This window comes from Pseudomonas sp. BIGb0558, from assembly GCF_024807515.1.
Classification (GTDB): domain Bacteria; phylum Pseudomonadota; class Gammaproteobacteria; order Pseudomonadales; family Pseudomonadaceae; genus Aquipseudomonas; species Aquipseudomonas yamanorum_A.
In genome coordinates, this window is record NZ_JANUEW010000002.1 from 497,873 (window position 1) to 519,030 (window position 21,158).

The 21,158-nt window shown below is 62.0% G+C and carries 19 protein-coding genes; 5 read left to right on the forward strand and 14 right to left on the reverse strand.

Features of this window, described 5'->3' with window-relative positions:
- Positions 1-80: 80 nt before the first annotated feature.
- Genes M2400_RS05535 through M2400_RS05550 form a run of 4 tightly spaced genes read left to right on the forward strand, consistent with a single transcriptional unit; the run spans position 81 to position 3,311 of the window.
- Positions 81-896 carry a MetQ/NlpA family ABC transporter substrate-binding protein gene (locus M2400_RS05535; RefSeq protein ID WP_010168897.1) on the forward strand — a complete coding sequence of 272 codons (816 nt, stop codon included), beginning with the start codon at positions 81-83 and terminating at the stop codon, positions 894-896.
- A complete protein-coding gene (locus M2400_RS05540; protein ID WP_177114404.1) occupies positions 893-2,011 on the forward strand; it encodes a methionine ABC transporter ATP-binding protein in 1,119 nt (372 codons plus the stop codon). The genes M2400_RS05535 and M2400_RS05540 overlap by 4 nt, the downstream gene beginning before the upstream one ends.
- On the forward strand, positions 2,001-2,645 hold the full coding sequence (locus M2400_RS05545; RefSeq protein ID WP_003211840.1) for a methionine ABC transporter permease: 645 nt from the start codon (positions 2,001-2,003) through the stop codon (positions 2,643-2,645). The genes M2400_RS05540 and M2400_RS05545 overlap by 11 nt, the downstream gene beginning before the upstream one ends.
- A gap of 39 nt (positions 2,646-2,684) precedes the next feature.
- The gene (locus tag M2400_RS05550; RefSeq protein WP_177040903.1) at positions 2,685-3,311 is read left to right on the forward strand and encodes a bifunctional 2-polyprenyl-6-hydroxyphenol methylase/3-demethylubiquinol 3-O-methyltransferase UbiG; all 627 of its coding nucleotides are present in this window, start codon (positions 2,685-2,687) and stop codon (positions 3,309-3,311) included.
- A gap of 98 nt (positions 3,312-3,409) precedes the next feature.
- Here the strand turns inward: M2400_RS05550 and M2400_RS05555 are convergent, their stop codons facing one another.
- From M2400_RS05555 to M2400_RS05570, 4 genes are read right to left on the reverse strand one after another with little or no spacing between them, the layout of a single operon-like run.
- Entirely contained in the window at positions 3,410-5,629 is a 2,220-nt protein-coding gene (locus M2400_RS05555) for a glycoside hydrolase (protein ID WP_259195171.1), read from the reverse strand.
- A 2-nt stretch (positions 5,630-5,631) separates the two neighbouring features.
- A complete protein-coding gene (locus M2400_RS05560; protein ID WP_177040898.1) occupies positions 5,632-8,685 on the reverse strand; it encodes an efflux RND transporter permease subunit in 3,054 nt (1,017 codons plus the stop codon).
- The gene (locus tag M2400_RS05565) at positions 8,682-9,752 is read right to left on the reverse strand and encodes an efflux RND transporter periplasmic adaptor subunit (protein ID WP_259195170.1); all 1,071 of its coding nucleotides are present in this window, start codon (positions 9,750-9,752) and stop codon (positions 8,682-8,684) included. The genes M2400_RS05560 and M2400_RS05565 overlap by 4 nt, the downstream gene beginning before the upstream one ends.
- Positions 9,749-10,852 carry an efflux RND transporter periplasmic adaptor subunit gene (locus M2400_RS05570; protein WP_259195169.1) on the reverse strand — a complete coding sequence of 368 codons (1,104 nt, stop codon included), beginning with the start codon at positions 10,850-10,852 and terminating at the stop codon, positions 9,749-9,751. The genes M2400_RS05565 and M2400_RS05570 overlap by 4 nt, the downstream gene beginning before the upstream one ends.
- A 122-nt stretch (positions 10,853-10,974) precedes the next feature.
- On the opposite strand from M2400_RS05570, the gene M2400_RS05575 reads away from it, so the two are divergent.
- Entirely contained in the window at positions 10,975-12,135 is a 1,161-nt protein-coding gene (locus M2400_RS05575; RefSeq protein ID WP_177132285.1) for an AAA family ATPase, read from the forward strand.
- Positions 12,136-12,251: 116 nt separating this feature from the next.
- Here the strand turns inward: M2400_RS05575 and M2400_RS05580 are convergent, their stop codons facing one another.
- The 10 genes from M2400_RS05580 to M2400_RS05625 form a co-directional block, all read right to left on the reverse strand.
- On the reverse strand, positions 12,252-13,109 hold the full coding sequence (locus M2400_RS05580; RefSeq protein ID WP_177120353.1) for a transporter substrate-binding domain-containing protein: 858 nt from the start codon (positions 13,107-13,109) through the stop codon (positions 12,252-12,254).
- Entirely contained in the window at positions 13,106-13,882 is a 777-nt protein-coding gene (locus M2400_RS05585) for an amino acid ABC transporter ATP-binding protein (RefSeq protein WP_177040887.1), read from the reverse strand. The genes M2400_RS05580 and M2400_RS05585 overlap by 4 nt, the downstream gene beginning before the upstream one ends.
- Positions 13,879-14,538, reverse strand: coding sequence for an amino acid ABC transporter permease (locus tag M2400_RS05590; protein WP_177075894.1), 660 nt, complete (start codon positions 14,536-14,538; stop codon positions 13,879-13,881). The genes M2400_RS05585 and M2400_RS05590 overlap by 4 nt, the downstream gene beginning before the upstream one ends.
- Positions 14,519-15,184 (reverse strand): amino acid ABC transporter permease, encoded by a 666-nt coding sequence (locus tag M2400_RS05595; RefSeq protein WP_003211825.1) that lies wholly within the window; start codon positions 15,182-15,184, stop codon positions 14,519-14,521. Before M2400_RS05595 ends, M2400_RS05590 begins: the two co-directional genes overlap by 20 nt.
- A gap of 498 nt (positions 15,185-15,682) precedes the next feature.
- On the reverse strand, positions 15,683-16,465 hold the full coding sequence (locus M2400_RS05600; RefSeq protein WP_010168878.1) for a MetQ/NlpA family ABC transporter substrate-binding protein: 783 nt from the start codon (positions 16,463-16,465) through the stop codon (positions 15,683-15,685).
- 233 nt (positions 16,466-16,698) lie between these two features.
- Positions 16,699-17,619, reverse strand: coding sequence for a sigma 54-interacting transcriptional regulator (locus M2400_RS05605; RefSeq protein WP_003211821.1), 921 nt, complete (start codon positions 17,617-17,619; stop codon positions 16,699-16,701).
- 48 nt (positions 17,620-17,667) lie between these two features.
- Complete coding sequence (locus M2400_RS05610; protein WP_177040882.1) at positions 17,668-18,249, reverse strand: alpha/beta hydrolase; 582 nt, start codon at positions 18,247-18,249, stop codon at positions 17,668-17,670.
- 892 nt (positions 18,250-19,141) lie between these two features.
- Positions 19,142-19,543 (reverse strand): biopolymer transporter ExbD, encoded by a 402-nt coding sequence (locus M2400_RS05615; RefSeq protein ID WP_003218118.1) that lies wholly within the window; start codon positions 19,541-19,543, stop codon positions 19,142-19,144.
- Between the two features lies 1 nt (position 19,544).
- Positions 19,545-20,273 (reverse strand): MotA/TolQ/ExbB proton channel family protein, encoded by a 729-nt coding sequence (locus M2400_RS05620; protein WP_177120271.1) that lies wholly within the window; start codon positions 20,271-20,273, stop codon positions 19,545-19,547.
- A 51-nt stretch (positions 20,274-20,324) separates the two neighbouring features.
- A complete protein-coding gene (locus tag M2400_RS05625) occupies positions 20,325-21,134 on the reverse strand; it encodes an energy transducer TonB (RefSeq protein ID WP_177042273.1) in 810 nt (269 codons plus the stop codon).
- Positions 21,135-21,158: the final 24 nt, after the last annotated feature.

Sequence of the window (21,158 nt, forward strand, 5' to 3'; positions counted from 1 at the left end):
ACACACCGCAATCGCCGGCAAGCCAGCTCCTACAGTTGACCGAGTTGCTCACACAAATATCTTATGACTGGAAATCCATTATGAAAAAAACATTGCTCAGCCACCCAGTCAAAGCACTGGCCCTCGCCCTCGGACTCTTCAGCTCGGCAGTGTTCGCCGCCGATGCGCCGTTGAAAGTCGGCACCACCGCCGCCTTCGCCATTCCCCTGGAGGCCGCCGTCGAAGAGGCCGGCAAACAGGGTTTGAAAGTCGAACTGGTGGAGTTCACCGACTGGATCGCACCCAACGTCAGCCTGGCAGCCGGCGATATCGACGTGAACTACTTCCAGCACATCCCGTTCCTGGAAAACGCCAAGGCCGCCGCCGGCTTTGACCTGGTGCCGTACGCGCCAGGCATCATCAACAACGTCGGGCTGTATTCGAAGAAGTACAAGAGCATCAACGACCTGCCCCAGGGCGCCAGCGTGGCGATTGCCAACGACCCGATCAACAGCGGTCGCGGCCTGCAACTGCTGGCCAAGGCCGGCTTGATCACACTCAAGCCGGGCGTGGGCTACAAGGCCACTGAAGAAGACATCGTCACCAACCCGAAGAAGATCAAGATCCTGCAAGTGGAGGCCGTGCAACTGGTGCGCGCCTATGACGACGCCGACCTGGTGCAGGGCTACCCGGCGTATATCCGCCTGTCCAAGACCTTCGATGCCGAGTCGGCGCTGCTGTTCGACGGCCTCGACCACCCGGAATACGTGATCCAGTTCGTGATCCAGCCCAAGAGCAAAACCGACCCGCGTGTGATCAAGTTCGTCGACATCTACCAGCACTCGCCGGTGGTGCGCGCCGCGTTGGATAAATCCCTTGGCAAGCTCTACCAAGTGGGCTGGGAAGATAAAAAATGACCGCCGCCCACTCTCAACTGCGCGACCTGGGCTTGCCGCCCAGGGACGCCGAGCAGACAGAACTGCACCCGGATCTGAACCGCGCGCACGTGCGCTTTATCAACCTGGGCAAGACCTATGACGGCCAGGCCGTGCCGGCCCTGCAAGGCATTGACCTGGCGATCCAGCGCGGCGAAGTGTTCGGCATCATCGGCCGCAGCGGCGCCGGCAAGTCGTCGCTGATCCGCACGATCAACCGGCTGGAGCAACCGAGCAGCGGCCGGGTGTTGATTGACCAGGTGGACATCGGCGACTTCGACGAAGACCGCCTGGTCGCCCTGCGTCGGCGCATCGGCATGATCTTCCAGCACTTCAACCTGATGTCGGCCAAGACCGTGTGGCAGAACGTCGAACTGCCACTGAAAGTCGCGGGCGTGCCCAAGGAGCAGCGCGAGAAAAAGGTGCGCGAACTGTTGGAACTGGTGGGTTTGCAGGACAAGCACAAGGCCTACCCGGCGCAGCTGTCCGGCGGGCAGAAACAGCGGGTGGGCATTGCCCGCTCCCTGGTGCATGACCCGCAGATTCTGTTGTGCGACGAAGCCACGTCTGCGCTCGACCCTGAGACCACCCAATCGATCCTCGGTCTGCTGCGGGAGATCAACAAACGCCTGGGCCTGACCATCGTGTTGATCACCCACGAGATGGCGGTGATTCGCGAAATCTGCGACCGCGTGGTGGTGTTGGAACACGGCCATGTGGTTGAGCAAGGCCCGGTGTGGGAAGTGTTTGGCAACCCGCGGCACGAGGTCAGCAAAACCCTGCTGGCCCCGTTGCAACACGGCCTGCCGGAAGAACTGCAAAACCGTTTGCATGCCCACCCGGCCTCAAGGGACGCCGCCGTGGTGCTGCGTTTGCAATTGACCGGCAGTGCCGAAGACGAGCCAGACCTGGCCGCGCTGTTCAGCGCCCTCGGCGGCCGTGTGCGCTTGCTGCAAGGCGGTGTGGAGCGCATCCAGGGCCATGCGCTGGGGCAATTGCTGCTGGCGGTCAGCGGCTCGTCCCTGAGCGCCGAAGAACTGCGCACCCGCGCCGGGCGCTGGGCACAACAGGTGGAGGTGCTGGGCTATGTGGTTTGATCGTTTATTGCAGGGCGCCATCGACACGCTGTTGATGGTCGGCGTGTCGTCGCTGATCGCGCTGCTGGTGGGGATTCCGCTGGCGGTGTTCCTGGTGACCAGCGACAAGGGCGGCATCTATCAGGCGCCCGCCTTGAATCGGGTGCTGGGGGCGTTCGTTAACCTGTTTCGCTCGATTCCGTTCCTGATCCTGATGGTGGCGTTGATTCCGTTCACCCGGCTGATCGTCGGCACCACCTATGGCGTGTGGGCGGCGGTAGTGCCCTTGACCATTGCGGCCACGCCATTCTTTGCGCGGATCGCCGAGGTCAGCTTGCGGGAGGTCGATCACGGCTTGATCGAAGCGGCCCAGGCCATGGGTTGCCGGCGCTGGCATATCGTCTGGCATGTGCTGTTGCCCGAGGCGCTGCCGGGGATTGTCGGCGGGTTCACGATCACCCTGGTGACCATGATCAACTCCTCGGCGATGGCCGGGGCCATAGGTGCCGGCGGGCTGGGGGACATTGCCTATCGCTATGGGTATCAGCGCTTTGACACTCAGATCATGCTGACGGTGATCGTGCTGCTGGTGATCCTGGTGGCCGTGATTCAGTTGGGCGGCGATCGGTTGGCCAGGGTTCTGAACAAGAGGTGAGGTATAGTCGGGCCATCTCAGCGCCCGGTATTGCCCGCCATGAAACTCGCCCCCGACGACCTCGACCAGATCACGTCCACCACCCTCGGCCACTACAACAAGGTGGCCGAGGATTTTCGTGAAGGCACCCGCGATCACGATGTGAGTCAGAACATCGATGCATTGCTGCGGCATATCCAGGGCGACGCACCGTTTACCGTGCTGGATTTCGGCTGCGGGCCGGGGCGGGACTTGCAGACGTTTACCCGCATGGGGCACATCGCGGTGGGGCTTGATGGCTCGGAGCGGTTCGCGCAGATGGCTCGGGAAGACAGCGGCTGTGAAGTGCTGCAGCAGGACTTCCTGAAGCTGGATTTGCCTGCCGGGCGTTTCGACGGGATCTTTGCCAATGCGGTGCTGTTTCATATTCCCAAGCAGGAGTTGCCGCGCATTCTTGGGCAATTGCATGGGGCGTTGAAGGTCGGTGGCGTGTTGTTCAGCTCAAACCCCCGGGGTGAAAACCAGGAAGGTTGGAACGGGCCACGGTATGGCTCGTATCACGACTTGCAGGCATGGCAGGAACTGCTGACGGCGGCGGGGTTTGTGGAGCTGGAGCATTACTATCGGCCGGCGGGATTGCCACGGGAACAGCAGCCGTGGTTGGCGAGTGTGTGGCGCAAAACCTAACCCCCCGTAGCAGCTGTCGAGCCCTGGCGAGGCTGCGTCAGGCGCACCTCGGTCACCGCGCCTGGCTCAAACTCGGCAGCGCGGCCAACGCAGCCTCGCTAGGGCTCGACAGCTGCTACGGAATAAATCGTAGGTGATTCGCCGGATATGAACGCCGTTACGCTGTTAGCCGCATAACCCTCTCTCACCTCCCCGGAAAAATTCGCCACCAACCGCGTTCCATCGGCAAAGCTGGTCTGCTGCACCTGCCTGTCTGCCGTCAACCAGCGGAAATCCGTCATGGCCTGAGTCGCCAACCGTTCATGCAGCGGCCGGAAAAATTCGTCCTGACGTTGAATCAACGGCAAACGCTGCTTCACCGTTGCCGCACTCAAGTGATACAGCGGCGGCACGTTGTAGAGCAGTTGCGTCAGTTCGTTCTCCCGCCGCACATTGCTCAGTTTCAGGCTGTCGAACAGCCAATGGTGCGTGGTGATCACCGAGCCGTGGAACACTGCCTGATACAGCGGCAGGCGCATCGTCGGGTCGAAGTAGACCGTACGGAATGGCTCTTTCAACGGCACGGATTTGAAGAACACCGCCGGCTGTTCCGGCGGGTACCAGGCGCCTACGTAATAGGGCGACTGCTTGTCCCGGGTCATCTCCTTGTCTCCCCAGCCCAGCACCGGCGTTTGCATGCCGTGGGCAAACAAAATGCCTTGGGCGGTCATCGCGTTGCCGTCCTCCGAACCTGCCGGCAGCTTGAGCACGGTACTGATCCAGCGGGACGCATCGATATTGCCATCGGCGTTCTGTGCCTGGGTCATGCCGGCGCCGATGCGATAGCTGTCGAACAGCATGCTGGTGGCATAGGCGTCGAGGAACCAGGCGTTGAAGCCGGACCTGGCCTGCACCGCCTTGATCCGTGCTTCCAGTAACGGCCGCACGCAGCGTGGGTCGGTGTAGTGGCCGGACTTCTGGAAGCCGGTCTTGAACTCGCCGCCCTTCAATACGATCGCGCATTCGCTGTAGGCCTTGCTGCCCAGGTGCGCGGTGGTCCAGTCGGGGTTTTCGGTGGCGGACAAGGCGGTTTCATAGGAGTCGTAGGGCGCCATCAAGTAACCGGCATCAACCCCCGCCTTGACCGCTTCAGGGTGCCAAAGGCCGCCTTCCCAGCCTTCGCCCTGGGTCACCAGCAGGCGTTTGAGACCGGCACCTTTCAACGCATTGGTGACCGATAACGTACTGCCCCAGCTCTCGGGCGTGGCGCTCAAGGCGCCGGCAAAGGCCACCGCCAATTCGCTGCGCAATGCGCCATAACCGTCAGCAAGCCGGGTCATGTCGGGCTCGGTGGAGGGCTGCCAGCCTTGCCGAACCTTTTTGTTGATCGCGGCGTTCAAGCCGCGCAGGAGAACGCCTTGCTCATACGGTTGCTTGACCTGCCGCAGCTGCGCCGATTCCTTATCCAGCAAACCATTCAATTCAGCCGCCAGGCCTTTGCCGCCGCGCAGCAGCTTGAGCAGTTGCGGCCAATCGCGCACATCGCCCGGGCCCAGCAGGTCATTGCCCCACAGGTAGATATGGCTCGCGCCCAGCAGTTTTTCCGCTTCCGGGGTTTGCCGCAGTTTGTCCGCCAGGGGTTCATAGCGGCCCTGCTCCACCAGCCACTGGCGATAACGCTTGGCGCCGGCCAGCGGATCGCTTTCGCCCAGGTGCAACAGCAGGGTCATCGGCGTGGCGGGATCCAGCGTTGTGAACTCATGGGAGGCCGACAACGCCAGCCCTTTGCCGTCAGCCTGCCAACGCAGCCGGTTGTTGTAGGGATTGGTCATCAGCCAGTTGAGGGTGAACGTGCCGTGATCCACACCCCACAGCGGCAGGCTGAGGTCTTGCGTGGTGTTGACGTCGCCCTGTTCCAGCAGGAATTTTTGCCATACGGCATTGCCCGCCGGCACGTAATGCCCTTCGGCCAGAGGCCAGACCAGGCCCTTGCCGATGGCACTGGCGGGCTGCCGCAGGATCGGCAGCTCACCGGCGTCACGTGCAGTGATCGTCAGCGCCAAGTCACGCTGCTCAAGGCTGGCACTCAGGCTGTAGGCGCCGCCGTCCCAGTGCCAACTGGCCTGTTTGGAACTCTCCTTCAGATCGCCAACCTTGTGCCCGTCGACGCCGCTGGAGGCTTGCACCGCATCACTGTCGGCCGGAGTCACACGTATCGCCAGGGTGGCCGGGTCGAGTTCGATGCGCCACAGCTGGTTTTCCAGCACGGTCGTGGCGACGGCCAGGGGCGATAAAACCAGGCTGCTCAGCAGCAGCCCGTGGCGCAACCAGTGAATCATGCTCAAGCCTGTTCGTTCTTCGGCTCGCGAATCTTGTACCAGGCCACATACAGCGCCGGCAGGAACAGCAGCGTCAGCAACGTCGCAATGATGATGCCGCCGATCATCGCATAGGCCATCGGCCCCCAGAACACTTCCCGGGCGATAGGAATCATGCCCAGGCTGGCCGCCGCCGCGGTCAGCAGGATGGGACGGCGCCGGTGTTCGGTGGCTTCTACCACCGCGTCCCACGGCGTGTAGCCGTCGCGTTCATAGGCGTCGATCTGCGTCACCAGAATCACCGAGTTGCGGATGATGATGCCGATCAGCGCAAGAATCCCGAGGATCGCCACAAAGCCCATGGGCGTGCCCGTGGGAATCAGCGCCAGCACCACGCCAATCAGCCCCAGCGGCGCAACGCTGGCCACCAGGAACATCTTCTGCACGCTGTGCAGCTGGATCATCAGGAAGGTCGCCATCAAGAACAGCATCAGCGGCACCACCTTGGCAATCGGGCCCTGGGCCTTGCCGCTTTCTTCCACGGTGCCGCCGGTGGCGACCTTGTAGCCCACCGGCAACGCGGCGCTGAACTTGTCGATTTCCGGCTTGAGCTGTTTCACCAGGTCGGTCGGCTGCATGTCGTCGCGCACCGCCGCCTTGATGGTGATGGTCGGCTTGCGGTCGCGACGCCACACCAGCGGCTGTTCAAGTTCATAGCGCACGGTGGCGAACGCCAGCAGCGGAATCGAGGTGCCGTTGGGCGTGACGATCTGCAGGTTCTGCAAGGTCTCCGGCGTGCCGCGTTCGGCATCTTCGGCGCGCCCAACCACGTTGATCAGGTAGATATCGTCATGCACCTGGGTCACCGACGCACCGCTGACCACGCTGTTCATCAACTGCGCCACGTCTTCCGACGACAGCCCCAGTTGCCGCGCCTTGTCCTGGGCGATGTCCACCCGCAGGACTTTGCCCGGCTCGTTCCAGTCGTAGATGATCTCGCCCATGTGGGTATTTTTATCGAGCATGGTCGCCAGTTCGATCGCATGTTTGCGCACCTGGTCGATGTCCTTGCCAGACACTCGATACTGGATCGGACGCCCCACCGGCGGGCCCATTTCCAGCGGCTGCACAAAGCTGCCCACGCCCACAAAGTCTTCCCGCAGGCGTTTTTGCAGGCGGGCAATCAGCGCGCCGCGTTCTTCCAGGCCCTTGCTCACAATCACCAACTGCGCGTAGTACGGGTTCTCCAGTTGCTGGTCCAGGGGCAGGTAAAAACGGATCGCACCCTGGCCGATGTAGGTGCTCCAGCGGGCGATGTCCGGGTCGTCCTTGATGATCGCCTCAAGGCGGTCGACGGCCTTGCGGGTCTCGTTGATCGAGGCGTTTTGCGGCAGGTTGAGGTCGACGAGAATTTCCGGACGGTCCGAAGACGGGAAAAACTGGTTCTGCACGAACTGCATGGAAAACACCGACGCCACAAACAACAGCACGGTGATGCCGATGGCCCACCAGCGATTGCGCATGGCCCACAGCATGCCGCCATTGAACGCCCGGCCCACACGGCCCGGCTCGGCGTTATGGGGTTTTACCTTGCTGCTGAGGATGTGCACCCCCAGCACCGGCGCGAACAATACCGCGACCACCCACGACACCAGCATCGCCACGGCAATCACCGCGAACAAGGTGAAGGTGTACTCACCCGCCGAGCTCGCGTTGAGGCCAATCGGCACAAACCCGGCGACGGTCACCAGCGTGCCGGTCAACATCGGGAACGCGGTGGAGGTGTAGGCGAAGGTAGCGGCCTGCTCCTTGGTCTCGCCTTTTTCCAGGCGCGTGATCATCATTTCCACGGTGATCATCGCGTCGTCCACCAACAGGCCGAGGGCGATGATCAACGCGCCCAGCGACACCCGCTGCATGGTGATGCCGCTGTATTCCATGAACACGAACACCAGCGCCAGCACCAACGGAATCGAGCACGCCACCACCAACCCGGCGCGCACGCCGAGGCTGATAAAGCTCACTACCAGCACGATGATCACCGCTTCAAACAGTGCGCTTGTGAAGCCACCGACGGCCTCTTCCACCACTTCTGCCTGGTCGGAAACCTTGTGCACGCCCACACCCACCGGCAAGTCGGCAGTCAGGTCGTCCATGCGCTGGTGCAGGGCCTTGCCAAAGTCCTGGATGTTGCCGCCCTTCTGCATGGCGATGGCCAAGCCGATGGCGGGCTTGCCGTTGAAGCGAAACATCGGCGTCGACGGGTCGACATAGCCACGGGTGATTTCCGCCACATCCGCCAGCCGATAGAACCGGTCATTGAGCCGCAGGTTGACGTTGGCCAGGTCCTTCTCCGAGGCGAATTGCCCGGAGGTGCGCACCGAAATCCGCTCAGGCCCCGCCTCGATCACCCCGGCCGGGGTCACCGCGTTCTGCGATTGCAGGCTCTGCACCACCTGGCGTTGATCAATCCCCAGGGCCGCGAGTTTGCGGGTGGAAAAATTCAGGTAAATCACTTCGTCCTGCTGGCCGATCATCTCGACCTTGCCCAGCCCCGGCACCGAGCGAATTTCGGCGCGCACCTGCTCCACGTAATCGCGCAGTTGGCGCATCGACAGGCCATCGGCGGTGAACGCATACACCGAGCCGAACACATCCCCGAACTCGTCGTTGAACGCCGGCCCCTGCAAGCCCTGAGGGAAGCTGCCGCGGATGTCGTCGATCTTCTTGCGGACCTGGTACCAGATCTCCGGGATGTCCTTGGCGCTGGTGGTGTCCCGCAGGAACACGAACACCGTGGATTCGCCGGGCCGGGTGTAGCTTTTCACGTAGTCGAGGGAGTCCAGCTCTTCGAGTTTTTTCTCGATGCGGTCGGTGACCTGCTTGAGGGTTTCTTCCTGGGTCGCGCCCGGCCAGCGGGTCTGGATCACCATGGTCTTGATGGTGAACGACGGGTCTTCCTCACGCCCCAGGTTCATGTACGAGAACACGCCCATCAGCAGCGCGACGAACATCAGGTACCACACGAAGGACTGATGCTTGAGGGCCCAGTCGGATAAGTTGAAGCTCCCTTTCATCGCGGGCTGTCCTCGTCGATTTTGACTTTTTGCCCGGGCTTCAGGCTGTTCACGCCGGCACTCACCACCCGCTCGCCGGGTTTGACGCCGGCGTTGAGCAAGGCGCTGTCGGCGTCACGGCTGACGATGGTGACGTCACGGGGCTGCACGGTCTGGCTTTGGGTGTCGATGACCCAGATGCGGGTCTTGCCGTCGGCTTCCTGCAAGGCGCTGAGGGGCAACACGATGCGCGGGGCGATGGTCGAGCTGAGGGTTACGCTGATGGCGGTGCCGAGGCGAAACGCAGGCGGCGTTTCGGCCAGGGTCAGGCGGGCGCGACGGGTGCGGGTGGCGCTTTGGGCCTGGGGCTCGATCTCACGCACGGTGGCGGTGGTGCTGACGCTCGGGTCCATTTGCCCGGCAACCAGGAACACTACGTCCGGCGGCAGGCGCTCGGCGAGGCCGGCGGGCAAATCGATGACGGCTTCCTTGATGTCCGGTCGCGCCAATGTCACCACTTGCTGCCCGGCGCTGACCACCTGGCCGGCCTCGGCATTCCAGGCGGTGACGATGCCTGCATGGTCGGTGCGCAGTTCGGCGTAGTTGAGCTGGTCTTTGGCCTGGTTGACCGAGGCCTTGGCCTGGTCGAGCGAGGCCTGAGTGGTTTTCAGGTCGGTCTGGGCGATGTCCAGTTGGGCCTGGGCGCCGACGCCACGGTTGAACAATTCCTGCTGGCGGCGTGCGTTGGCCTGGGCGTTGATCCACTGCGCCTGCACGCGAGCCAGGTCGCCCTGGGCCGAGCGCAACTGGTTCTGTTGATCGGTGGGGTCGAGCACCGCCAGCAACGCGCCCTGTTCCACTTCCGCGCCTACGTCGACCGCGCGCCGGGCGATACGGCCGGGCACACGGAAACCGAGATTGCTTTCATATCGGGCCTGGATGGTACCGGCGAAACGCCCGAGGTTTTCCTGGTCTTCGGACTTCACTTCAATCGACAACACCGGGCGCACCGGTTCCGGCGCCGGTTCTTCCTTGGAGCACGCCATCAGCAACAGGCTGGCGGCCAGCACACACGTCAGCCGCTTCATGGCTGCACTCCTTGGGCCTGGGCCTGGTCCGGCGGCTGGGCGATTTCCACGATCATGCCGGGGTGCAGCAACTGCCCACCGGCCACCACGACTTTTTCGCCGCCCTTGAGGCCGTCGCTGATGATCACCTTGCCGGTGAGATAACGCGCGACCGTGACCTTGTGCAGTTGCGCCTTGCCGTCGTCGTCAATCAGCCATACCGCTGGCTCGCTGATGTCTTTGGTCAAGGCAGCCCATGGCAACTCGATGCTGGCCTTGGCCGGCCCGTTGGCGGTGGCACTGACCACCGAGCCCAGTTGCATGCCCTTGGGCAGCGCGTCGAGGGCGATCTTGACTTGCACGGTGCCGGTATTCGCGGCCACCGCCGGGGTGACTTCGCGGACTTTGCCCAAGGCAGTAATCTGCGGGTTTTCCAGCAGGCTGACGGTAATCGGTTTGTCCGGTGGCGGCTCTACCAGCAACGATTCATAGACGTTGAACACCGCATCGCGCTCGCCATCCCGGGCCAGGCTGAAAATCGGCACGGTGGCCTGCACCACCTGGCCCACCTCGGCCTGGCGTGCGGTGATGATGCCCGGCGCGTCGGCGATCAGCGAGGTGTAGCCCAACTGCTCATGGGCATTGGCCAATTGCGCCTGGGCGGCGGTCAGCGCGCTCTGGCTGCTGCGCAACGCGGCCTGGGCGGAGTCGTATTCGCTGCGGCTGGTGTAGCCCTTGGGCAGGAGTTTTTCCTGGCGCACAAACGCGGCGGCGGTCTGCTTGACCCGCGCCTGTTCGGCGACCACCTGGGCCTGGGCGGAGTCGACATTGGTCTGCAAATCTTTCGGATCGAGCTTGGCCAGCACCTGCTTGGCGCTGACCCGGTCACCGACATCCACCATGCGCTGGATGATCTTGCCGCCGACGCGGAACGACAGATCGGTCTGCACCCGCGCCTGGATATCGCCGGTCAGGGTCACGGCGGCGGCGAAGTCGGCAGACTTCACGGTCTGCACAAACACCCGGGAATGTTCCTTGGGTTCGGCTTTTTCCTGGCCGCAGCCGCTCAGCAGCGCCAACAGGCCAAGGCCGAAGATAAATCTCGAGGTGGGACCGCCCATGCAGGCTCCTTTTGCGTGATGCCGCCGTGCCAGTGTCTATGCGACTGTGAGCTTAGAACAGGGTTCCTTATCTGCATGGAGAATCCCATACTCCGATGGTTCCCACGCCGATAATTTTTCTCATGCTCAAGACCCTCGCGGTAGCCAATTACCGCTCGATCAACAAATTGGTGGTGCCGCTGGATCGGTTGAACCTGATCACCGGCCCCAATGGCAGCGGCAAGTCCAACCTGTACCGCGCCCTGCGGCTGCTGGCGGAGACAGCCCAGGGCGGGGTGATCAACGCGCTGGCCCGTGAGGGTGGGCTGGATTCGACCTTCTGGGCCGGGCCGGAAACCATCAGCCGGCGCATGCTCAGTGGCGAGGTGGCGGTAGAGCCCGTTGTGCGCCAGGGCGTGAGGCGCCTGCGCCTGGGGTTTGCCGGGGACGATTTCAGCTACGCGATTTCCCTCGGTTTACCCGAGAAAACCTTGTCGTTCTTCAGCCTGGACCCGCAGATCAAGAAGGAATGCATCTGGGCCGGCCACGTGTACCGCCCGGCCAGCCTGCTGGTGCAGCGTTCCGGCCCGATGGTGCGTGCCCGGGACGGTCGCGCCTGGGATGTACTGGCCCAGCACACGCCGAACTACCACAGCCTGTTCGATCAGGTCGGCAGCCTGCGGGGTTCGCCGGAAGTGCTGTTGCTGCGCGAGAGCATTCGCGGCTGGCGCTTTTATGATCACTTTCGCAGCGATGTCGACGCCCCGGTGCGCCAGCCACAACTGGGCACGCGTACGCCGGTGTTGCATCACGACGGTCGGGATTTGGCGGCGGCGTTGCAGACCATTCGCGAGATTGGCGACCCGGATGCGTTGCAGCGGGCGATCAGCGATGCGTTTCCCGGGGCACGGTTGAATATCGAGCCGTTGCAGGGCGGACGCTTTGCCATCGAGTTTTATCAGGAAGGGTTGCTGCGGCCGTTGTCGGCAGCGGAGTTGTCGGACGGGACCTTGCGCTATCTGCTGCTGGTGGCGGCGCTGCTGACACCGAGGCCGCCAACGATGATGGTGCTGAACGAGCCGGAAACCAGCTTGCATCCGGACCTGTTGCCGGCGTTGGCGCGGTTGATCATCCAGGTGTCGCAGCAGTGTCAGGTGTGGGTGGTGTCCCATGCCAGCCGCTTGATCGCGGCGTTGCAGCAGGATGAAGGGTGTAATTCGATCGTGCTGGAGAAGGTGATGGGGCAGACGCAGGTGGTGGGGCAGCGGGTGCTGGATGAGCCGGCGTGGCATTGGCCCAGTTAGGCGGCGCCTGGCCCGGCCTCATCGCGGGCAAGCCCGCTCCCACATTTTGATTTGTGAATACGTTCAAAGGTGGGAGCTGGCTTGCCTGCGATAGCGGTAGAACAGTCAGTGCAGAATTAGCCCTGCCACTTCCCGCCTTCAACAATCACGCTTTCTGGCTTGGTGTCATCGCTCAGTTCCTTGCGAACATACTGGTCATACAGCTTGAGCAAATATTTCTCCTCGCCCAGCTTGGCCAGCTCGGCATTCACCCAATCGCGCAGTTCGATGTTGCCCTTCTTCACCGCCGGCGCGATCGGCGCTTCATCGCCCAGTTTCTGCTCCAGCACACGGTAGCCCGGGTTCTGCTTGGCCCAGCTGAACAGCACCAGGTTGTCCTGCGCGTACGCATCACCACGGCCTGCCGACAACGCTTGCAGCGACTCGGAGTTTTTCTCGAACTTCAGCAGTTTCCAGTCCGGGTGGTTCTTGGTCAGCCAGATATCAGCGGTAGTGCCAGTGGTGACGATGGTGGTGCGGGTCGCCAGGTCGTCCAGGCTTTTCACCGGGCTGCCGTTGGCCACCAGCGCCTGCACTGCCACTTTCAGGTTTGGGTTGGTGAAGTCCACCGCTTCCTTGCGCTCAGGGGTCACGGTCATGTTGGCGAGGATCAGGTCGACCTTGTCGCTTTGCAGGAACGGAATGCGGCTCGCCGGTTCCACGGCGACAAATTCAACCTTGTTTTCGTCGCCCAGCAGGTCCTTGGCGAAGCGGCGGCCGATGTCGGTATCGAAGCCGACGTAGCGGCCGGACTCATCCACAAAACCAAACGGCGGTTTGTCGGTAAATACGCCGACGATCAGCTTGTCCCGCGCCTTGATCTTGTCGATGTAGCTCACGGCGGCAGCAGGTTTTGCGGGCTCTTCGGCCTTCTTGTCGCAGCCGGCCAGCAATGCGACGGCGAGCAATGGCAGTAACAACTTGGCAGTTTTCATATCAGCTCCAGTTCCTTGGTTTTCTTGGGCAGTGTTGAAACAAAGGAGAACTTCTCCAGGAACTGCTGCGCGCGTGCGGTTTGCGGGTTCGTAAAGAATGCCTCGGGGGTGTTTTGTTCGAGGATGCGGCCGGCCTCCATGAACACCACGCGGTCGGCGACCGCGCGGGCGAAGGCCATTTCGTGGGTGACGATCAGCAGGGTCATGCCGTCTCGGGCCAGGTCCTGGATCACTTCCAGTACTTCCTTGACCATTTCCGGGTCGAGGGCAGCGGTGACTTCGTCAAACAGCATGACCTGCGGGTTCATGCACAACGAACGGACGATGGCGATGCGTTGCTGCTGGCCGCCCGAAAGCTGGCGCGGGTAAGCGTCGCGCTTGTCCGAGAGGCCTACGCGCTCCAGGAGTTTTTCGGCCTGGGCCCGGGCTTCGCGGGGCTCGCGTTTTTGCACTTTCAGCGGGCCGAGCAAAATGTTGTCGAGCACGCTCATGTGGGGGAACAGGTGGTAACTCTGGAACACCATGCCCACGTCCTGGCGCACCTGGCGCCAGTCGGTGGCCTTGTCCAGCAGCTCCTTGCCGGCAAAACGCAGGCTGCCGCTGTGGGCCACTTCCAGGCCGTTGAGGCACCGCAGCAAGGTGCTTTTGCCGCAACCGCTGGGGCCGAGGATCACCACCACCTCGCCGCTTTGCACGCTCAGGTCGATGCCCTTGAGCACCTGCTGGTCGCCGAAGTATTTGTTGAAACCCTGGAACTCGATCAATGCGCTCATGCTTGGGCCCAGCGCCGTTCCAGCACCTTGGAGGCGGCCGACAACGGGTAGCAGATAAAGAAGAAAAACAGGAACAGCGCGCCGTAGATCAACACCGACTCGTAGGTGCGCTCGATGATTTGCTGGCCGACCTTGATCACGTCCACCACACCGATCAGCACCGCCAGGGAGCTGGTCTTGATGATGCGGGTGTAGACGTTGATGGTCGGCGGGGTCATGCGTTTGAGGGCCTGGGGCAGCAGCACGTAGCCGTACAGTTGCGGGTCCGACAGGCCAATCGACAGGCCGGCTTCGCGCTGGCCGCGGGGCAGCGAATGCAAGGCGCCGCGCACCACTTCGCCGACTTCACTGGCGCCCCACAGCGACAGCACCAGCACCGCGCACCAGAAGCTGGGGATGCTCAGGCCAAAGAAAATCGGCAGGCCGAAGAACAGCAAATACAGCCACACCAGCACCGGGATGGCGCGGAATAGCTCCAGGTAAACCCGCAGCACCAGGTTGATCGCTTTCGAGTTCAGCGTGCGCAGCACGCCATACACCACGCCGCCGACGGTGCTGAAGGCGATGCTCAAGAATGAGATCGACAGGGTTTGCGCAGCGCCCTTGCCCAATTGCGGCAACGACACCCAGAGTAATTCAAGACCCGAACTGGCCATGCTGGAGCCTCCTTTCAAGGCGGCTGAGCAGCAGCGACAGCGGCAGGAATAACAACACGCAGATCAGTGTGAGCACCGCGAGCATTTCGTAGGTTTTGTAGTAGAGGGCGATGTAGCTTTTGGTGGTGTAGAGAATTTCCGGCACCGCCACCGCCGACACGATGGTGGTTTCCTTGAGCAGGAAAATAAAGTTCGCAAACAGCGCCGGCAGGCTGAGGATCCCGGCCTGGGGCAGGATCACATGGCGCAGCAGTTGCCAGTGGGACAGGCCGATGGACTTGCCCGACTCGATCTGTGCCAGCGGCACCGCCTCGACGCCGGCGCGCAGCACTTCGGTGAGATAAGCACCGCCGAGAAAGGTCATGGTAATGATCGCCGCCCAGAACCCGGAGATATTCAGCCCCAGGGCCGGCAACGCGAAGTACACGAAAAACAGTTGGATCAGCAGCGGGGTGTTGCGCGCCAGCTCGACGTACAGCGCCACCAGGCGCCACACGTAAGGGGTGCGAAATACCAGCAGCGCGGCGTTGATCAAGGCCACCAGCATGGAGGTGCCAATGGCGATCAGGCCGACTTGCAAGGTCACGCCCACGGCCTTGAGAAACGCCGGCAGCGTGCTGAGGATAAATGCGTAATCGAAGGTCATCTCAAATCCCTGACGCCGCAGGGGTAATGCGGCGTTGGTGCGGTCCGGTCCAGCGTGGGTAACGCGGAGTAGCGCCGACTTTAAAGGTATAAAAAGTAAAATTTAAATACCGAAATAGCATATTGATATCACCCAAATAGATAACCTGCGGATTCGCGGTGCAGGCGGATGACAGCTACTGTTCCCGTGTAAGTAGGAAGGGTCTATTTATCGGCGCTGCACTTCAGGGATAGGCAGCGCCTGGCCAGACTGATGGCCCATCAACAGGCGAGGGAATGAGCGATGACCGAGGCAAAACCGATTGACCCGCAGGAACTGGTGAAGTGGCTGGTGGCGTTGCGCAGGGCCATTAACAGCCGGAATCTTTAAACCGACACCGATCCAGTGTGGGAGCTGGCAAGCCAGCTCCCACAGTTTTGACCGCATTCCAGCCATAAAAAACGCCGACGCTGTATAAGCCGTCGGCGTTTAAACCTTGAAGGAGGTTTTGGGGCTCGATCAGAACGCCGGCACGACCGCGCCGTTGTATTTCTTCTCGATGAAGGCTTTCACTTCAGGGCTGGTCAGGGCTTTGGCCAGCTTCTGGATGGCATCGCTGTCCTTGTTGTCCGGGCGGGCAACCAGGAAGTTCACGTACGGCGACTTGGCGTCTTCGATGATCAGCGCGTCCTTGGCCGGGTTCAAGCCGGCTTCCAGGGCGTAGTTGGTGTTGATCAGGTCCAGGTCAACCTGGTCCAGAACGCGTGGCAGCAAGGCCGATTCCAGCTCTTTGAATTTCAGGTTTTTCGGGTTGCTGGCGATGTCTTTCGGCGTGGCCAGGGCGTTGGTTGGATCTTTCAGGGTGATCACGCCAGCTTTCTGAAGCAGCAGCAGGGCACGGCCGGAGTTGCTGCCTTCGTTCGGGATGGCCACGGTGGCGCCATCTTTGAGCTCAGAGATATTCTTGATCTTTTTCGAGTAGCCGCCGAAAGGTTCGACGTGCACACCGATCACGGTGACCAGGTTGGTGCCTTTACCCTTGTTGAAGTTTTCCAGGTACGGCAGGGTCTGGAAGTAGTTGGCGTCCAGACGCTTCTCGGCCACCTGTACGTTCGGCTGTACGTAGTCGGTGAAGACTTTGATTTCCAGGTCCACGCCTTCTTTGGCCAGGGTCGGCTTGACCAGCTCGAGGATCTCGGCGTGCGGGATCGGGGTAGCGGCTACCACCAGTTTCTCGTTGGCCTGGGCGAAGCTGGCAGTCAGGGCAGCCGCCAATGCGGTAAACAACAGAACCTTTTTCATGCAGTGTCCTTATCGAAAATCCGGGTCGTCTGGGACGGCCGCTTTTTTAGTTGAGTGCCAGCGAAGTGCTATCGCGGCGTGAAGCGGACAATACCGAGGTTTTTTATTCCAGAACAATACTTTTTATTCACTTTGATATTCCATTTTGTTCATGTAGGAGCCCGGCTTGCCGGCGATGGCGTTCTTGAGCCTTGCGATGCTCCTGAGGACGCCATCGCCGGCAAGCCGGGCGCCTACAAAACAGCGTGTTCTTTCAGATAGCTTTTCAGGGCTTCAACCTCGGCGGCGCTGGCGTGGCCAAGAATTCGCCGCACCTGCTCCACAGGCGAACCTGCCACGGGCAGGTTCAAATGCTCCGGCAAAATCTCGTCGCCACTGCTGACCAGCAGGGCAAAGTGGATCACGTTCTCCAATTCCCGGGTGTTGCCCGGCCAGCTGTGATGCTCCAGCACGCGCTGGGCTTCATCGCTGATCAATGGCACCGGCAGGTCGAGACGCTGGCTGTAGATACCGAGGAAATACTCCGCCAGCGACAGGATGTCGCCCACTCGCTCGCGCAGTGCCGGCAACTCCAACTGGCCTTCGCTGAGGTAATGGAACAAGCGCTCATGAAACTTGCCGGCCGCCACGGCCTGGGCGAGGTCGATGCTGGTGGCTGCCACCAGCCGCACATCCACCGGGCTTGGTTGATGGGCGCCGACGCGAGTGACTTCGTGGTTTTCCAGCGCCGCCAGCAGCTTGACCTGGATCGGCAGCGGCAAGTCGCCGATTTCATCCAGGTACAAGGTGCCGCCGTTGGCCGAGCCAAACCAGCCGGCCCGGCTGCTGGCCGCGCCGCTGTGGCTGCCGGCGGCATAGCCGAACAATTCGGCGTCGGCGTACGTCGGGCTGATGGCGCCGCAATTGACCGAGACAAACAAGCCGGTGCGGTCGCTGCCTCGGTGGATGTGGCGCGCGAGCAGCTCCTTGCCGCTGCCGGTTTCACCGCGGATCAACACGGGCAAGGCACGGGGGGCGAGGTTTTCGAGGTCTTCGCGCAACTGGCGCGAACGCGGGTCGACAAACACCAGCGCCTTGGCACGAATGCTCAGGGGGCTTTTTTCGGCGTCGGGGAAGGTCAACAGGGGCTGACCGAAGGTTTCATGCAGGCTCATGGCAGACTCCCGCCCCATCCACGAAGGGGAAGGGGCGTTTAAAAAATTTTATGCACGGCGCCGGGAGTGGTGTTCCAGGCGATTTTGCAGGCGATAGAGGTAGGCGAAGCCCTGTTCCCAGCGTTGGTGGCCGGACTTCACATTGATGTGCCCGGCACCCGACAGGATTCCGGCTTCGGCGCCCCAGTTGCGGGCCAGTTCAAGGGCGCGGGTGGCGCTGACGGCGCTGTCGTTGTCGGAGCTGACGACCTGGCTGGGGAACGGCAACAGGTCGCTGGGGATTGGCGCAAAGTTACGCAGGGCGGGAGCGCAGGCGGGGCGTTCGACATCGGCCGGGGCCACCAGCAGGGCGCCGCGTACCTGACGCAGAAACTGCACCGGGGCGGTGGCGGCCCAGTGGGCAACGGTGATGCAGCCCAGGCTGTGGGCAATCAGAATCACCGGGGTGCTGTCGGCGGCGATGGCTTCGGCCAGTGCTGCCACCCAGTCTTCGCGGCGCGGGGTGAGCCAGTCGGCCTGCTCCACGCGTGCGCTGTTGGGCAGGCTGTTCTGCCAATGACTTTGCCAATGATCTTCTGGCGATCCTTGCCAGCCCGGCACGATCAGATAACGAATCGACTCGCTGTGCATGGGTGTGCCCTCCTGCAGCGTTTAACGTTGTGGGTCAGTATAGGCACGGGGTATATATTCGTTAAGGAATAAGAAGCTATTTATTAATAACCAAAGTGATGACTTGAGGGTACATATCCGTTATTTAGGTAACGGCCACCTATGGTTTCGCTCTTACAGCGACTCACTTTGGAAAAGCCGGAATGCCGGCCCAGCCCAAAGCAAGCAAAGGGCTCGGCCCCGCCTGTCGGCACCTCGCCTAGGCTCGGCGTTCCCTCACTCCAGGCTGAATGGGGCAGTCAGATCAAAATCAAAAGCAAGAGCACGGCGGCCTGAAAGCCGACCTGAGTGGTAAAAGCAAAGGCAAAAGCCGCTTTTCTGTAGGAGCTGGCTTGCCGGCGAAGAACCTGAGAACGCCGCGTTCATTCAGGACGCCAGCGTCATCGTTAACGACCATCGCCGGCAAGCCAGCTCCTACAGTGGACCGTGGTCGCTTTAGATTTTGCCTTTGCTTCACCACACTCAAGCCGGCCTGTAGGCCGCTGTGCTCTGGCTTTTGATCTTGATTTTGATCTTAGGCGCCCCGTTAAACCACGCTGGCCGAACGCAGGTAGTACGGAGCGGGTAAACCGGCAGGACGCCGGTTTAGCCGCGACGGGGCAGGGACGCCCCGTCGCGGCGGCCCGCTTCGTGCTGCCTGCGTTCGGGCACACCGAGCATTAGCGAGGTGCCGAGTGGTGGGGCAAGAGCGTTTTGCTTACTTTTGCGCTGTTCAAAAGTGAGCCGCTGTAAGAGCGGAACCATAGGCGGCCATCACCCAAATAACGGATATGTACACCCCCCCAAACCGCAGGCAAAAAAAAGGCCGCACCCTGCCAAGGAGACGGCCAAAAAATTGTCGAGGCATTTGAAACTAACGTGCAGTAATCACCGACAGCTTGGTAATCCCAGCACGCTCGATAGACGCCATGGCTCGCGCCACTTCGCCGTAGTTCACTCCATCATCAGCCTGCAGTTGCACCCGCACATCCGGGTCCTTGGCCTTGGCCGACTGCAGGTTGAATTCCAGCAGGTCCGGCTGGATTTCATCCTTGTTGATAAACAGTTTGCCGGCGGCATCGATGCTCACCACCAACGGGTCTTTCTGCTCCACCGGCGCCACGGCCTCGGTCTTGGGCAGGTTGATCGGAATCGCATTGGTCAACAGCGGCGCCGTCACGATAAACACCACCAGCAGCACCAGCATCACGTCCACCAGCGGGGTGACGTTGATCTCGCTCAGCACCTCATCACTGTCTTGCGTGGAGAAGGCCATCTCAGGACGCCTCCTTCACTTTTTGCGCGCCGCCCTGGGCACCACCCGCCTTGCTCAGCGTCGGGTGCAGCAGCACACGGAACGAGTTCTTCTGCGCCAGGCTGTAGAAGTCGTGGGCGAAGTCATCCAGGTCGGCGGCGGTGAGTTTCAGGCGACGCAGGAAGTAGTTGTAGACCAGCACCGCAGGCACCGCGACCGCGATACCAACACCCGTGGCAACCAGCGCGGCACCAATCGGCCCGGCCACGGTTTCGAGGCTGGCGGAACCGGCGGCGCTGATGCCTTTCAAGGCTTCCATGATCCCCCACACGGTGCCGAACAGACCGATAAACGGCGAGGTGCTGCCGATACTGGCGACCACGGCCAGGCCGGTTTCCAGAGAACGACGCTCACGCACAATCTGTTGGCGCAGGGCACGTTCGAGGCGGTCCTGGTGATTGATCGCCTGGCTCAGGTCAGCCGCGTGCGGCGCATCGCCGACCTGGATCGCGGCGTAACCGGCCTGGGCCACACGGGCAGCAGCGCCCGGTTTGGTTTCAGCCAGTTCCGCGGCCGAATCCAGGCTGGAGGCCGCCCAGAACTGTTTGTGGAACTTGCGATCCTGGGACTTGAGGCGGCCGAACTGGACGCCCTTGAGCAGGGCCAGGCCCCAGGTGGCGACCGAAAAGACCACCAGCAGCCAGATAACCGCGCTTTCGATGGATTCAGTTGGAGATGCTAATGCCATGATGTCTTCCCTCTGTGCAGGTCGCGATGTGTCCAACACACCGCATCCCAATAATTAATGAATCTTGAAATCGATCGGTACGCTGACCCAGCCGTCCTGGGCCACATCGCCCTGCTTGGCCGGTACAAAACTCCAGCGCTTCACGGCAGCCAGTGCGGCTTCGTCGAGTTGCTGGCGACCACTGCTTTTCTGAATCTGGATCTCACCCGGTTTGCCGGTAGCCAATACATGCACCCGCAACAACACCGTGCCTTCCCAACCCCGGCGCTGGGCCAGTGACGGGTATTCGGGCGCCGGGTTCTTCAGGTACGCGGCGTTGGCCGAGGCCGGCGTTACCGGCGCTGGCGCAGGCGGTGCCGGGGCTGGAGCCGGTGGCGCAGGTACAGGTGGCGCAGGCGGCTGCTCCGCCACCGGTTTCGGTGCGGGCTTGGGCACAGGCTTCGGTACCGGCTTGGGTTTCGGAATCTTTTTCGGCGCCGGCTTGGCGGCCAACTCATCGACCACCGGTGGCGGTGGCTCGACAACCGGCGGCGGCGGCGGTGGCGGCACGGGTGGCGGCGGTTCCACAACCGGCGGTGCCGGCTGGGAAAATTCGATGGTCATCGGCGGAATTTCCGGCGGCACAATCGGCAGCACCGGGGTTGGCTTCTGGCTGACCCAATAGATCACCGCGCCGTGCAAGGCCAGCGCGAGAATCCCCAACAGGATCGCTTCACGCCGACTCAACACACCCTTGGGGGTTTTCTGCGTACGCAGCTGCCCCAACGGCGCGCGATGCGGCCGGCCAAGGTCGACCAACTCACCACCCGGTGCCTGGCGCCACTGCGCCTCTTGTGCACTGGCGGCGGTCTGGACATTGCCCATTGATTAACTCCCCTGCGGTCTTAA